This window comes from Acinetobacter sp. TR11 (genome assembly GCF_027105035.1).
GTDB lineage: Bacteria > Pseudomonadota > Gammaproteobacteria > Pseudomonadales > Moraxellaceae > Acinetobacter.
The window spans coordinates 1,960,036-1,974,404 of record NZ_CP114256.1 but is presented as its reverse complement, the minus strand read 5'-3'; the positions used below and the strand labels follow the sequence as shown (position 1 = coordinate 1,974,404).

At 43.6% G+C, this 14,369-nt stretch carries 12 protein-coding genes; 10 read left to right on the top strand and 2 right to left on the bottom strand.

The window, feature by feature from the left end; genetic code table 11:
- Positions 1–178 precede the first annotated feature (178 nt).
- From O1450_RS09500 to O1450_RS09470, 7 genes are all read left to right on the top strand, one after another.
- Positions 179–1,036 (top strand): YagK/YfjJ domain-containing protein, encoded by an 858-nt coding sequence (locus tag O1450_RS09500; protein WP_269228218.1) that lies wholly within the window; start codon positions 179–181, stop codon positions 1,034–1,036.
- A 91-nt stretch (positions 1,037–1,127) separates the two neighbouring features.
- Positions 1,128–1,973: a hypothetical protein gene (locus O1450_RS09495; RefSeq protein ID WP_269228217.1), complete on the top strand. Its 846-nt coding sequence runs from the start codon at positions 1,128–1,130 to the stop codon at positions 1,971–1,973.
- A 196-nt stretch (positions 1,974–2,169) separates the two neighbouring features.
- Positions 2,170–2,400: a helix-turn-helix transcriptional regulator gene (locus O1450_RS09490; protein ID WP_269228216.1), complete on the top strand. Its 231-nt coding sequence runs from the start codon at positions 2,170–2,172 to the stop codon at positions 2,398–2,400.
- Positions 2,401–2,568: 168 nt separating this feature from the next.
- Entirely contained in the window at positions 2,569–2,835 is a 267-nt protein-coding gene (locus tag O1450_RS09485; RefSeq protein ID WP_269228215.1) for a hypothetical protein, read from the top strand.
- An 18-nt stretch (positions 2,836–2,853) separates the two neighbouring features.
- A complete protein-coding gene (locus O1450_RS09480) occupies positions 2,854–3,888 on the top strand; it encodes a DUF932 domain-containing protein (protein WP_269228214.1) in 1,035 nt (344 codons plus the stop codon).
- A gap of 121 nt (positions 3,889–4,009) precedes the next feature.
- Positions 4,010–5,059, top strand: a complete 1,050-nt coding sequence (locus O1450_RS09475; RefSeq protein WP_269228213.1) for a YqaJ viral recombinase family nuclease — start codon at positions 4,010–4,012, stop codon at positions 5,057–5,059.
- A gap of 287 nt (positions 5,060–5,346) precedes the next feature.
- On the top strand, positions 5,347–6,243 hold the full coding sequence (locus tag O1450_RS09470) for a recombination directionality factor (RefSeq protein ID WP_269228212.1): 897 nt from the start codon (positions 5,347–5,349) through the stop codon (positions 6,241–6,243).
- Positions 6,244–6,346: 103 nt separating this feature from the next.
- Here O1450_RS09470 and O1450_RS09465 read toward each other — a convergent pair whose 3' ends face one another.
- Both O1450_RS09465 and O1450_RS09460 read right to left on the bottom strand, forming a co-directional pair.
- Positions 6,347–6,943: a putative adenosine monophosphate-protein transferase Fic gene (locus O1450_RS09465; protein ID WP_269228211.1), complete on the bottom strand. Its 597-nt coding sequence runs from the start codon at positions 6,941–6,943 to the stop codon at positions 6,347–6,349.
- A 12-nt stretch (positions 6,944–6,955) separates the two neighbouring features.
- Positions 6,956–7,126, bottom strand: a complete 171-nt coding sequence (locus O1450_RS09460; protein WP_000935322.1) for a YhfG family protein — start codon at positions 7,124–7,126, stop codon at positions 6,956–6,958.
- A gap of 301 nt (positions 7,127–7,427) precedes the next feature.
- Between O1450_RS09460 and O1450_RS09455 the strand changes: the two genes are divergently transcribed.
- Genes O1450_RS09455 through O1450_RS09445 form a run of 3 tightly spaced genes read left to right on the top strand, consistent with a single transcriptional unit; the run spans position 7,428 to position 14,325 of the window.
- Positions 7,428–9,713 carry a type I restriction-modification system subunit M gene (locus tag O1450_RS09455; protein WP_269228210.1) on the top strand — a complete coding sequence of 762 codons (2,286 nt, stop codon included), beginning with the start codon at positions 7,428–7,430 and terminating at the stop codon, positions 9,711–9,713.
- A complete protein-coding gene (locus O1450_RS09450) occupies positions 9,713–11,080 on the top strand; it encodes a restriction endonuclease subunit S (protein ID WP_269228209.1) in 1,368 nt (455 codons plus the stop codon). The genes O1450_RS09455 and O1450_RS09450 overlap by 1 nt, the downstream gene beginning before the upstream one ends.
- Complete coding sequence (locus O1450_RS09445; protein WP_269228208.1) at positions 11,077–14,325, top strand: type I restriction endonuclease subunit R; 3,249 nt, start codon at positions 11,077–11,079, stop codon at positions 14,323–14,325. Before O1450_RS09450 ends, O1450_RS09445 begins: the two co-directional genes overlap by 4 nt.
- Positions 14,326–14,369: the final 44 nt, after the last annotated feature.

Genomic DNA, 14,369 nt, shown 5'->3' with positions numbered 1-14,369 from the left:
GATTTTTGCTAGGATTATTATTTAATTATATTATTATTTATTAATAACTTAAATCTATATACCATCATCATATCCAAGATGATGATGGATAATCATTAGAAGAATAATCAATCAATTGATCTAAATTATAAAAATACAGAACCAACACTCCTATGGAATTTACCATAGGAGTATCCAAATGAACCAAGCACAAACCCTACTTGATATTGAAAAATTTATGTCATCAGTTTGTAGACGAGACTATCACTGGGAAGACTTTGCATCTGACTATGATCAGTGGCTGGACGATGCAAGGGCTATCTATGATGAAGAGCTTGAATACAGTCCCTTGATTCAAGCCTATTTTGATTTAATGCCTGAACGGGTTGATTGGGAAGATCAAGATATATTTGAGGATGATCAAGCATTTCGATCCTTTCAACGTCGTCTCAAATACCAGCAGCAAGATTTTATAGAAGATTTGGCAAATCAAAGTGATGGCTATCACAACCGTTTGGATGATTATTTTGCCAGCCTTGTTGACCGTCATCGTAAATTATTATTGGTCAGGGTCGATTTATCCTATCGCTTTGAGCGTAGTCCCTGTATCCAACAGTTTGGCAACAACATCAGAAAGTTACTCAGTCGTATCCAAAACAAGGATACCATCTTTAAAGATCAAGTTGGCTATGCCTATCGACTGGAACAGGGTGGCAAGAGCAAAGGCTATCATTGTCATTTATTGGTGATCTACAACGGTTCAGAGCGTTGCCGTGATGGTTATCTGGCGCAGTGTATCGGTGAGCTATGGCAGGAAAAGATAACTCAAGGTGACGGTCTATTTTATAACTGCAATCAAAAAGAGCATAAACGCTATTACGAGGATGAAGGGACATGGGGCTTAGGCTTGGTGGAACGGCGTAATAAAACAGCAGTTACCAATGCCTATCACACCATTCATTACTTGACTCGCCATAAGCCTGACCAGTATTTAAGGGTAAAACTCAGTCGTAGAGTGAATGTATTTCAAACTGGGCAGACTAGATGGAAAGAATAAGACTTAATATTTTGATCATTGATTGATCATGCCTTTGGGCAGTTTATTACAGAGTTGTGTCTCTTATGGTTCTAACCCATAGGAGACCTACATGAACCGTCATGAAGTACTGATCCAGATTGAAGACCTGATGCTGGATGTTTGTTTAGACCGATACTATTGGCAAAGTGTGATGGCCGCACTTGAAGATTATCGGGAAGCTGCTACAGCGATTTATGATCCAGAACTTGAATATTCACCGATGTTACAGGGCTATTTTGACTTAATGTCGATTAGCTCCACATCAAGCTCAGGCAGGGCAATAAATCCACGTAGATCACCACTACAATCCAGAACTGCTTTTCAAAATTTCTGTAATGGTCTGATGGATGAGCATGATCATTTTATTCTGAAGCATAAGCGGCAACGCAAACGTAACTTTACTGCAATCAAGAATCACATTGAGGACTTATTGGATGATGGTCATGAGTTGCTATTGATGCTTGAAGGTGTCAGTTATCCATACACTACCGCTCAGGATATTTACCAGTTTCATGAAAACCTGAAAAAGTTTCACCGTCGTGTTCTTAACCGTGATACTTGCTTCAAAGAGCTATTGGATTATTCATGGGTCATTGAACAAGATCGGGATGAGGGCTATCTCTGTCAGTTCCTGTTTATTTACGATGGTTCCTATCGCAACCATACTGAAAAATATGTTGAAGAGATAATTCAAATTCTAGACGATATTGAGGAAGAAAATGATTCACTGAACCGCGAATCCAAACATCAGCACAGAGATTCCTATGAGCAAGATACTTTGAAGAGCGACATGATTCACTGTAATGATGTACAAATAGAAGAAAATAACCTTAACATTATTAGCATTCTGGCAAATTTCTATATTGAAGATCAATATTTACGTGCAAGGGTTAAAGGGATGCGTTGCTTTGGATAGATAAATGTTGATTCCAAAAAATCAAAGCTACATACCATAAACATGAATGTTTATTTCATATATTCATTTTTTCTTTTGGCTTGAGTCATGTGGGGATGTTTGGTTAATTCATCTCATGGGTTGCAGTAAAAAAATACGGTATGCCGATTTGTATTGAGGAAGACCCCTCTCAACTACAATTACTGGGAGTACCCACATGACCAATCTCGTTGAATATCAATACCGTATTTTGAATATCAAAGCAGTAATTGAGATTACTGCATTGAGTCGTTCAACCATCTATGAAATGATAAATCCGAAATCAGACTATTACGATGCCAATTTTCCCAAACCAATTCATCTAACGCAGAATCGGATTGGCTGGGTATCTCAGGAAATCTATGATTGGCTTGAATCAAAAATTGCCCAACGATCAGAGGCACACTGATCCATCTTGATACGGCTACATGGTTGAATCGCAACGAACTGGCATGATCCCAAAAAATCACAGATATATATCATTAACATGAAGATTGAATGTTTCTTTTATCCCTTACATTCAAAAACATAGGCTTGCCGATTGGTAAGCCTTTTTTCATTTAATGAGGATTATCTTATGAATATTACATGTCCATATTGCTATTCAGCCAATGTTAGCCGTGCAACTACACAGCCATCAGGCAATAACAGTTTTTCTTCGATGGCAGGCGCAGGGATTGGTGCAAGCCTTGCCAAGAGTTTCCCTACGCCATTTTCACCATTACTCGGTGGATTGGCTGGGGCAGTGGTGGGTGGTTTGCTGGATAGTCTGGTTCAACCCTCACAGCCACAGCAGCCGACAGCTTATTTCCACTGCAACAATTGCCAATGCAATTTCAACTAAGGATGGGAGGAAATCATCATGGCACATCAACTTGAACAAATGGCGTATGTCGGTGAAACCCCGTGGCATGGTCTGGGTAATCAACTCAGCCCACATCAACCGATTGAAGTCTGGGCGCAGCAGGCAGGCATGGACTGGCGGATTGAATCATCCGATGTCAGTTACATGGCAAAGAATGAACGTGGACAATCTATCATTCTGCCGTATGAGGAACAGCGTGTCTTGTACCGTTCTGATACCCATGCACCTTTATCCGTAGTCAGCCAACGCTTTCAGGAAGTTCAACCCAAAGAAATCCTTGAGTTCTATCGTGACTTAACCGAGCAATCAGGCTTTGAACTGGAAACCGCAGGAGTATTGAAAGGCGGCAAGAAGTTCTGGGCATTGGCACGTACGGGACAAAGTACAGCCTTGAAAGGTAAGGATGTCAGTAATGGCTATATCTTACTGGCAACAGCATGTGATGGCACACTTGCCACGACAGCACAATTTACCAGTATCCGTGTGGTCTGTAACAATACGCTGGCGATTGCCTTGCGCAATGGCAGTACCAGTGCAGGTGTGGTGAAAGTACCTCACAGTACCAAGTTTGATGCTGAAAAAGTGAAGCAACAACTCGGTATTTCCGTTCGTGCATGGGATGAACACATGTATGAAATGAAGCAACTGAGTCAGCGTAAAGTCACCCAGCAGGAAGCGGCAGCCTATTTTGATGCGGTATTTAACAATACCAGTCTCAGCATTGCTGAACAGGATGACAGCATTATCCAGTTCTACCGTAATGTGGCAAATGAAGCCAATGCAGCCAATAAAACCGAACCGAATGGACGAGCCATGTCGAAAGTCATGGATATGTTTAATGGTCAAGGACGAGGTGCAGAGTTAAGTTCAGCCAAAGGTACAGCCTATGGCTTGCTGTGTAGTCTCACCGAGTTTGTTGATCACGAACGTCGAGCCATGAGTACTGATCACCGACTGGATTCAGCATGGTTTGGTACAGGTGCAGCCATTAAACAGCGAGGATTGGAACAGGCGTTAAGAATGGTGTCCTAAGCAATATAGTCATTCTTTACACCGTCTATTTCCCTCTACCAAAAAACTCCCTTTTGCCACATCGCCCTGATGTGGCTTTTTTTATGCCGCAATTTTAATTTTTACAGACATGGAGTATCTCATGAACCATATCGTTGAACCACAAAGCAGCAAATCCATACCACATTTACCGTTAGCTAAACCGAATCCTAGTCGTGCCAAACGCCTTGTTAAAACCAAAGGTATGAGCCGTGAACAATGGTTACAGGTACGCAAACAGGGCATTGGTAGCAGTGATGCAGCAGCAGCCTGTGGGCTTAATCCTCACATGTCGATGCTGGAACTATGGATGATTAAAACAGGTCGGATGCAGAACCAACCAGATCAACCAACCCAAAACAGTTATTCACCCTTATATTGGGGCAATCAGCTTGAACCTCTGATTGCCAACTATTACCAGCACAAGACAGGTCATAAAGTGCGTAAGGTCAATGCGGTGTTACAGCATCCAGATCCTGACAAGCACTTTATGTTAGCCAATCTGGACTATGCCGTTGTAGGCTGTGATGAAGTACAGATATTGGAGTGTAAATCTGTAGGGGAATGGGGAACCAAACTCTGGCGTGATGGTGTGCCTTTATATGTGATTATTCAGGTACAGCACCAACTGGCAGTCACAGGTAAACAGGCAGCGCATATCTGTGTCTTGATCTGTGGACATGAAGCCAAGATTTTTAAGGTTGAACGCAATGAAATTGTGATAGACCAAATCATGACTTCTGAACAGATATTCTGGAACTGTGTGGAAAATGACATACCACCGAGTGTTGATGCCAGTGAATCAGCCGCCAAAGCCCTGCAACTGCTTTACCCACAACATATCCCTTTACAGACCGTTGATTTCTCCACGTTGGAGGGTGTTGATCAACTGTTTACTGATCTGCTACACGAGGATAAACAACTGACTGACCATCAAACCAAGTATGACTATCTCAAGCATCGGATTCAGGCACTCATGAAAGATGCCGAGAAAGCCATCTTTTCCAATGGTACTGTGACATGGAAAAAATCAAAGGACAGTGTGGTACTGGATCAAAAGGCATTATTACAGGCACAGCCTGAGCTCCTGCAACAGTATCCACAATCCCGACAAGGGAGCAGACGCTTTAATATTTATGCTGCAACAACCTAAATCGTCTGACTAAACAAGTTTTAGACCTATTTCCATCACACACCACATCAACCATTTTATTTCCCTAAATTTAAAATTTGTGCAAAGTTGCCCCTCTTGTCCTTTCCCCAATACTAAGGAAAGGACGGTGGAGCAGCTTTGCATTTTTTTATGTTCGCACAATGTTTTCTCCCATGACCTATGACTGGAAATCGTTTTTTTCAGGAGGATTAAAAATATGGTGTAGGAGACAGTGCATTCAATGGATTTGGGGAATCCGTAAATAAATGCAATAAAGGACAATTACCATGATTAAAGGTTTAGCAATTACCCCACCTGTGTTGGGGCGTATCAGCATTGGCAAGATCGTTGAAAAGAATGGCAAGCGACTACCTGAAAAGGATGACCAGTTTACCATCACCAGCCAAATCCAGACTAAGGATGGTTGGGTCAAACATCCACTGGACGAGCAGCTTCGTAACAAAGCACAAAATCAGAAACTGAGAACCATTCCAGTACGAATGATTTTTAATGAACCTGAGCTTAACCTGAGAGCAGAATACACCCTGTTTGATCGCCAGACTGGACGACCAGTATGTACAGGTAATGGAGAGACTTGTCAGCGACTCGGACAGAACGGCATTGAACAACATCCATGTCCATCCCCCGACTTATGCCCACTTGGACAAGGCGGGCACTGTAAGCCTTATGGCCGCCTACATGTCAATTTAGGCGAAGCTGATGAGTTTGGCACATTCATTTTTAGAACTACAGGCTTTAACAGTATTCGCACTTTGGCTGCACGTTTGAATTACTACCATGCAGCTTCAGGTGGTTTGTTGTCATGTTTACCATTGCAGCTCACCTTGCGTGGGAAAAGTACTACCCAAAGCTATCGTCAGCCCGTGTATTACGTAGATTTAACGTTACGGGAAGGCGTGGATTTGCAAACAGCAATTCAGACGGCTAAGGAGATTGACCAACAGGGGAAACAGGCAGGGTTTGATCAAGCGGCATTAGATCAGATTGCACGGCAGGGTTTTGCCAATGCCAAGTTTGAGGTGCATGCAGAGGAGGGGATGGAATTGCTGGAGGAATTTTATCCACACAGTGACAGTGCTGTAGATACAGAGCATTCAGCGCAATTGAGCTATGTGCAGGAGATTCAGCAGGGGTTGCAGCAGAGTGTTAGAGCTGTGAATTGAGCACAGTTGAATTATCTAGTCAGCTTGGTAAGTCAATTAATGGATTCTGAACAAGTTGGCTAGTCACTAATTGAAGGGAGCTTTGGCTCCCTTAATTTTTTTGTTATTCAGGAGTGATAATGCAGGCTTCAAAAATAGCGATCAGTCCATCTAGCCGGCAGTTGAATCCATCAATATTGGCCTGAATCCAGACTTCCTTATTGTTAATTTTACTCCACTGTACCCCATAGCCGCAGTGAGCAAGTAGGTGTTCAAAGAAGATACGCTGGGTGCGTCCATTGCCTTCACGAAATGGGTGAATCACGTTGACTTCACAATAAAAATCAGCGATTTTTTGGATAAGTACTGGTTTGGCTAAAGCTTGAAAATAGTGCTGCTGCTCAAGTTGCTTGAAGAGCTTATTGGCTTCAATTTCAATACGCGGGAAGGTACAAAAGCGGGTATCGCCTTTGGCAATATCCACTTGTCTTAGTTCACCTGCCCAGGCATACAGGTCTGAAAAGAGCTGAAAGTGAATGGATTGCAGGTATTTGAGATCGTAAGGTGGCTCCGCATACTCAATTCGTGTGCTGGCATACTCAGTCAACTCCAGTTCTGCCTGTTGCAGAATTTCAGCATCCTGAATGTTCAGTTTGTTTTTGAGGACGTCCGAGTCGGGGTAACAGTAAATGCTGTCACCCATTTCACCATATTTATCCATAAGGAAGCCTGATCACGATTCCGAGGTCTGTGAGAATTTCTTATATTTCTGTAGAATCTGAGCTTTACTTAATGCCGGTGCGGTTGAGGACGGGTTAATGCCTTCCAGCTTTAAACTGGCTTGATAATTCTGCAAGCGCGTAGCTTGGATATATTTTTTTTTCTGTTCGAGAGTGTTTAGCATTCTGGAATTTCCTTGAACAAAGGTGATGTAAGCCTAGTTTAGCAGATGGGCTTATAAATAGGCACGGTTTTCAAAAGCAGGGTTGTAGCGTTATGGTGGATGAACCTTCTATGAGAAAAATCTGAAACCAGACGACGAAATTTGTCGCTTAACTGTCATGCAATAAATGAATAATCAACAATCTGCTTTTTAAATAATATAATATTATCCAACAGTTAAAAAATTATCAGTATTATCTCTAGCAACCGAAGTGTAGCCAGATACTGATCACAGATAAGAATTCAGGAATTGATTCGCCACTATGACCAACAATAACTTTTCACAAATCGCTTCTTTCATCTGGTCGGTTGCCGACCTGCTGCGTGGTGACTTCAAACAATCGCAATACGGTCGCATCATTCTGCCATTTACCTTGTTACGTCGTTTGGAATGTGTACTGGAAGAAAGCAAGGCTGCGGTACTGGCAGAACATGAAAAAGTCTCCAAGCTGAATCTGCCAGAAGAAGCTCAAGAAAAGTTATTGCTGCGTGCCACCAACGGTCTAGCCTTCTTTAACACCTCCCCAATGGATCTTAGCAAAATGGGGCAGAGTGATATCAAGGCCAACTTAAGCACCTATGTGCAAAGTTTCTCTAAAGATGCCCGTGAGATATTTGAATACTTTAACTTCATCGAATTTGCAGGCTTACTCGATGATGCCAACCTTTTGTATAAAGTCGTGCAAAAGTTTGCTACCACGGATCTGAGTCCAAAGAACGTATCCAACCATGACATGGGCTTGGTGTTTGAAGAACTGATCCGTCGTTTTGCCGAAGGTTCTAATGAAACCGCAGGGGAACACTTTACCCCGCGTGACATTGTACGTCTGACCACGGCACTGGTGTTTATGGAAGATGATGACGTCCTGACTAAAGACGGCATTATCCGTACCATTTATGACCCGACTGCGGGAACAGGCGGCTTCCTGTCTTCAGGGATGGAATATCTGCATGAGCTGAACCCGAATGCCGTAATGCGTGCCTTTGGTCAGGAGCTTAACCCAGAATCCTACGCCATCTGTAAAGCCGACATGCTGATCAAAGGTCAGGACGTGAGCCGAATTAAACTCGGTAACACGCTGTCAAATGACCAACTTGCTGTGGATCAGTTTGACTACATGCTGTCGAATCCACCCTTTGGCGTGGACTGGAAAAAAATCGAACAGGACATCAAGGACGAGCACGAGCACAAAGGCTTCGATGGTCGTTTCGGTGCAGGCTTGCCACGGGTATCGGATGGTTCACTATTATTCCTGATGCACCTGATCAGCAAGATGCGTGATGCCAGCAGTACCGAGAGCGGTAGCCGCATCGGCATTATCTTGAATGGTTCACCTTTATTTACCGGTAGTGCAGGCAGTGGTGAAAGCGAGATCCGTCGCTACATTTTAGAAGCTGACTTGCTGGAAGCCATCATTGCTTTACCGAATGACATGTTCTACAACACTGGGATTGCCACCTATATCTGGGTACTCAGTAATAAAAAAGCCGCTGAACGCAAAGGCAAGGTACAGCTAATCAATGCCTCAAACCTCAGTACCAAGATGCGTAAGTCACTTGGTTCAAAGCGTAACTATCTGACTGAAGCTGAAATTGCCATCATTACCCAAAATTACGGTGACTTTGTCGCGGTAGATACTTTGGCAAACGATGGCGAAACCGAACAGCAAAAACCATTCGCCAGCAAAATCTTTGACAGCCATGAATTTGGCTACCGTCGCGTAACGATTGAACGTCCATTACGTTTATCGGCACAGATCACGGATAGCGCGATTGCTGCATTACGCTTTGCGCCAAAACCGTTTAATGCCGTGATGCAAAGCATCGATGCGCAATTAGGCACAGCCTTTGGTACAGTGTGGACAGCAGAAACTTACGGTCAGTTGCAGGACGTTGCCCTTGAAGTACGTGCCCTGATTAAAGCGGAATTCCCTGAGCTAAAAGAAAAAGACATAAAAGAGGTACTGGACAGCAAAATCTGGCTGTTCCAGAAAGCCTTGATGGAAAAAGCCCAGGCGTTACAGGCCGTGATTGGCACCGAGCAGTTTGATGATTTTAACCAGTTTGATGAAGTGCTGAAAAAAGCCCTCAAGCAAATCGACATCAAGCTGGATGCCAAAGAGAAGAAACAGCTGTTAGATGCCATTACCTGGAAGAATCCGGAAGCAGAACCAGTGATTAATAAGGTCGTGAAACAGGCGGAAAACCCGCTTTATGGCCAGTTTAGCTATAACGGTAAAGTAGTTGAGTTTGTACAAGATGGCGATTTACGTGATGCGGAAAACATTGCGCTGAATCCAAAGGTCAGCACCACAGAACTAATTGAAGACTACTTTAAACGTGAAGTACAGCCACACGTGGCCGATGCCTGGATCAATGCCGACAAGCGTGACGAGAAAGATAGCGAGATTGGCATAGTCGGTTATGAGATTCCGTTTAACCGTCATTTCTACGTGTACCAGCCACCACGTGACCTAGCCGAGATTGATGCCGATCTGGATGCGGTGAGTGCCGAGATTATGCAGCTGCTACAAGAGGTGCATTCATAATGGCAAAGTATCAAGCGTATACAGAATATAAGGATTCATGTTTAGAATGGTTAGGTGAAATTCCTAGCCATTGGAAAGTAAAGAAATTAAAATATCTTGGAGAAGCGATCATAGGTTTGACGTATTCTCCTGATGATGTTGTTGATGAAGGTGAAGGTACTTTAGTCCTTCGATCATCTAATATTCAGAATAAAAAGTTAGCTTTTGAAGATAATGTATATGTTCGTAAGGAAATTCCTGAGAAGTTAAGAACACAAAAAAATGATATTTTGATTTGTGCACGAAATGGTAGCCGAGCCTTAATTGGTAAAAATGCTTTGATTGATGAAAGCGCTGAGGGTGTTAGTTTTGGTGCTTTTATGTCTATTTTTAGAAGTGAATACAATAGCTATTTATCCAGAGTATTTAATTCAGCTTTATTTGAATATCAATCAGGTACTTTTCTAACAGCTACAATTAACCAACTCACTACTGGTAATCTCAATAGCTTTGAAGTTCCACTACCACCATTAACAGAAAGAAACCAGATTTCAAATTTCCTCGACTACGAAACCAGAAAAATCGATCATTTGATTGAAAAACAGCAACAACTGATTGAACTGCTGAAAGAAAAACGCCAGGCGGTTATTAGCCATGCCGTGACCAAAGGACTCGACCCTAATGTCCCGATGAAAGATTCGGGGGTGGAATGGTTAGGGGAAGTGCCGGAGCATTGGGATGTTATAGCCATATCCAAGGTCACACAAAAAATTACGAATGGTTATGTTGGACCTACTAGAGATATTTTAGTGGAGGAAGGTATTCCATATGTACAAGCAACGCATATTAAAAAAGGTAAAGTGAATTTTGATAATGCCTATTTTGTACGAGAAAAATGGAGTAATGACCACGCTAAATCAATCTTGAAAAAAGATGATGTATTAATTGTTCAAACTGGTGCGGGCACTGGAGATGTTGGGTTAGTATCAGAATCTGAGGAAGGTTTTAATTGTCATGCTTTGATTATCCTACAACCAAAGAAACAACAATTATCAGGTAGTTATTTAGCTTATTGCCTTCAATCAGATTATGGATATGCAACTTTATATTCAATACGTACAGGTGGTATGCATCCACACTTAAATTGTGGAGAAGTGCAATTTGTAAAAATATCAGTACCTCCTTTAGATGAACAGGTAGCGATTTCTAAATTTATTGAGAAAAATATTCAAGACTTTGATCAACTGATTGAAAAGGCTAAATTAGCTATTCAACTCATGCAAGAACGCCGAACTGCCCTCATCTCAGCGGCAGTCACCGGAAAAATTGATGTTCGCCACTGGCAAGAACCAACGGTTGCTGAGGCACACACGGAGTTAAGCGCATGAATCTAGACGCCACCCGTGAAAGCATTTTCCAGAACGACATCATTCAGCAGATGCTGGCTCAGGGCTGGCAACTCGGTACGCCACAAGGCTACAACCGTGAAACCGCCTTGTATGAGCAGGACGTACTAGATTTTGTGCTACAAACCCAAGCACAAGACTGGCAGAAGTTTCAGCGCATCTTTCCACAAGATACCGAACGGCATTTTCTAGAAGCCGTGGTTGCCCAGCTGAAGAAAGCCGACATCAATGCCACTGATGAACAGTCACGCAGCTATGGTACCTTGGGTGTATTGCGTCATGGGGTGAAAACCCGCAGCGCTCGTTTTTTCCTGTGTCAGTTTAAACCTGAACATGCACTTAATCCGGATACCTTAGCCAATTACAAAAAGAACATCTGCCGCATTGTGCCAGAGTTGGTCTATAGCCCGTATGCTACCGCTGCCGAGTTACAGGACATGGGCAAACAGGCAAAGAAATGGCGTATTGACTTGGTATTGTTTATTAACGGCTTTCCTGTGGCCACACTGGAACTCAAGTCCGAGTTTAAACAGGCGGTGCAGAATGCCATGTTGCAGTACAAACGCACCCGCTTGCCGAAAGATCCAGAAACCAACAAGCCTGAACCCTTGCTGATGTTTAAGCGTGGCGCATTGGTACACTTTGCCGTGAGTCAATACGAAGTCTATATGGCGACCCAATTGGCCGGAGAAGATACTTTCTTCCTGCCATTCAATAAAGGCACGCATGACGGTGGTGCAGGCAATGATGTGCCAGAAGACCAGAATCAGTACGCTACGGCCTATCTGTGGAACGAAGTTCTCACCCCAGACAATTTGCTGAATATCATTGGACGTTTTGTCCATCTGCAAATTGAAGAAAAAGAAGACTGGGAAGGCCGCAAGTACAAAAAAGAACTGCTGATCTTCCCACGTTACCACCAGTGGAATGTGGTCACCAAACTGATCAATGCCGCCTTAGAGGAGGGCACTGGGCAGAAATATCTGATTCAGCACAGTGCAGGTTCAGGTAAGTCCAACTCGATTGCCTGGACAGCACATCAGTTGTCGACCCTGTACGATCAACACAATCAGAAACTGTTTGATTCGGTGATTGTGGTCACTGACCGTACCATTCTGGATGCCCAGCTACAGGATACCATCTACCAGTTTGAACATGCCGATGGCGTGGTCGGACGCATCAATAATAAAGAAGGCGATGGCTCCAAATCGGAAAAACTGGCCAAAGCACTGGAAACCTCACAGCCGATTATCATTGTGACCATCCAGACTTTCCCCTTTGTGCTGCGTGCGATTGAAAACAGTACCAATCTGAAACAGCGACGTTATGCGGTGATTGCCGATGAAGCTCATTCTTCGCAAAGCGGCTCTACGGCACGACAACTGAAAGAAGTGTTGATGCTGGAAGAGCGCGAAGAGGATGCTGAATTGTCTTCGGAAGATATTCTGGATGCCGTGGTTGCAGCACGTACGGGCAGTAATAACCTCAGTTACTATGCCTTTACCGCCACGCCGAAAGACAAAACCCTGCAACTGTTTGGCCGTGTGCCCAATCCTGAGCTACCACCCTCCAAGCAAAACAAGCCGGAAGCCTTCCATGTCTACTCCATGCGCCAGGCCATTGAAGAAGGCTTTATTCTGGATGTGCTGAAAAACTATACCAACTATAAAGTGGTGTATAAGCTCAAACAAAAAATTGAACAAGCCGACAAACAGGTCGATGCCAAAAAAGCCAAGATCAGGCTGAATCAATGGGTACGCCTGCATGACCACAACATTTCCCAGAAAGTGAAAGTCATTGTCGAACATTTTAAAAATAACGTGATGGGCTTATTGGGTGGGCAGGCTAAAGCCATGGTGGTGACCAGTTCACGTAAAGAAGCGGTGCGTTACAAGCTCGCTTTTGACAAATACGTGACAGATCAGGGCTATAAGTCCATTCAGGCTATGGTCGCATTCTCGGGTGAGGTTGAGTTTAATGACAAGGATACCGACAGCAGTGGTTTAGTCGGGAAGACCTTTAATGAACGCAACATGAACCCGGGGCTAAAAGGACGGGAAATGCGCAAGGCCTTTGATAGTGATGACTATCAGGTGATGCTGGTGGCCAACAAGTTCCAGACTGGCTTTGACCAACCGAAACTGTGTGCCATGTACGTAGACAAAAAGCTGGGCGGTTTTGAGTGCGTACAAACCTTGTCACGCTTGAACCGTACCTATCCGGGCAAAGCGGAATCTGGCACCTTTGTCTTGGACTTCTTTAACGATCCTGAAGACATTCTTGGGGCCTTCCAGCCTTATTACCAAACCGCAGAACTGGCTGATGTATCGAATCCAGATCAGATCTTTGACTTGTTTGAAAAGCTGAAAGCCAGCAAGATTTTCTTGTGGACGGAAGTCGAGCAGTTTGTAGAAGCGTTCTTTACCAAGAACAAATCCAATGCTGCGATCAGTAACATTTGCAAGCCTGCGGTTGAACGCTGGCAGAAACGTTATAGCCAAGCCATCGAAGCCTATAACACCACCCGAGATATGCTGGAACGCTGCAAGAAAACCAATGATGCGGTGCTGATTGCCAATGCCGACAATGCCTTTAAAGAGGCCAAGCTTGAAAAAGACAAGCTGGAAATCTTTAAAAAAGACTTGGGAAGTTTTACCCGTTTCTACGAGTTTATGTCACAGATCGTGGACTACGATGACAAAGAACTGGAGAAGCTCAGTCTGTATGCGCGTAACCTGCGTCCATTGCTGCGTGAAACCGCAACGAAAGATGATGAGGTGGACTTAAGTAATGTCAGTATGAGCCATTACCGCTTGTCCAAGATCCGTCAGCAAGACATCAAGCTGAAAGAAGATGCCGAAGATTTTAAGCTAGAACCGGGCAATGACCTGGGGACAGCCAAGCCACGTGACAAGAAAGAAGAGTTCCTGTCACAGATTATAGAGCGTCTGAATGATGTCTTTATCACTGATAACCTAACCGATAAAGACATGCTGAACTATGCCTATACGGTACGTGACAAGCTGGCGGAAAATGAGATTGTGATGAAGCAGATTGCCAACAATACCCGTGAACAAGCCATGCTGGGTGATTTCCCGAAAGCGATGGATGATGCCATTCTTGGTAGCAGTGCCGCACATCAGGAACAGATGATGCAGTTACTTTCTGATCCGGCGAAGGCCAGCATCTTTGCTAGAGTGATCTTTGATATGTTGAGCAGTCGATAATTTTTTAAACATTTTAGAATTAAATTTTTGAGTATAGGGGTGTA

Bases quoted from the DNA above. Each gene is read 5' to 3' on its own strand.
- O1450_RS09470 (WP_269228212.1), top strand. From the start codon at position 5,347: ATGATTAAAGGTTTAGCAATTACCCCACCTGTGTTGGGGCGTATCAGC.
- O1450_RS09460 (WP_000935322.1), bottom strand. From the start codon at position 7,126: ATGCTAAACACTCTCGAACAGAAAAAAAAATATATCCAAGCTACGCGC.
- O1450_RS09490 (WP_269228216.1), top strand. From the start codon at position 2,170: ATGACCAATCTCGTTGAATATCAATACCGTATTTTGAATATCAAAGCA.
- O1450_RS09495 (WP_269228217.1), top strand. From the start codon at position 1,128: ATGAACCGTCATGAAGTACTGATCCAGATTGAAGACCTGATGCTGGAT.
- O1450_RS09465 (WP_269228211.1), bottom strand. From the start codon at position 6,943: ATGGATAAATATGGTGAAATGGGTGACAGCATTTACTGTTACCCCGAC.
- O1450_RS09475 (WP_269228213.1), top strand. From the start codon at position 4,010: ATGAACCATATCGTTGAACCACAAAGCAGCAAATCCATACCACATTTA.
- O1450_RS09455 (WP_269228210.1), top strand. From the start codon at position 7,428: ATGACCAACAATAACTTTTCACAAATCGCTTCTTTCATCTGGTCGGTT.
- O1450_RS09445 (WP_269228208.1), top strand. From the start codon at position 11,077: ATGAATCTAGACGCCACCCGTGAAAGCATTTTCCAGAACGACATCATT.
- O1450_RS09480 (WP_269228214.1), top strand. From the start codon at position 2,854: ATGGCACATCAACTTGAACAAATGGCGTATGTCGGTGAAACCCCGTGG.
- O1450_RS09450 (WP_269228209.1), top strand. From the start codon at position 9,713: ATGGCAAAGTATCAAGCGTATACAGAATATAAGGATTCATGTTTAGAA.
- O1450_RS09500 (WP_269228218.1), top strand. From the start codon at position 179: ATGAACCAAGCACAAACCCTACTTGATATTGAAAAATTTATGTCATCA.
- O1450_RS09485 (WP_269228215.1), top strand. From the start codon at position 2,569: ATGAATATTACATGTCCATATTGCTATTCAGCCAATGTTAGCCGTGCA.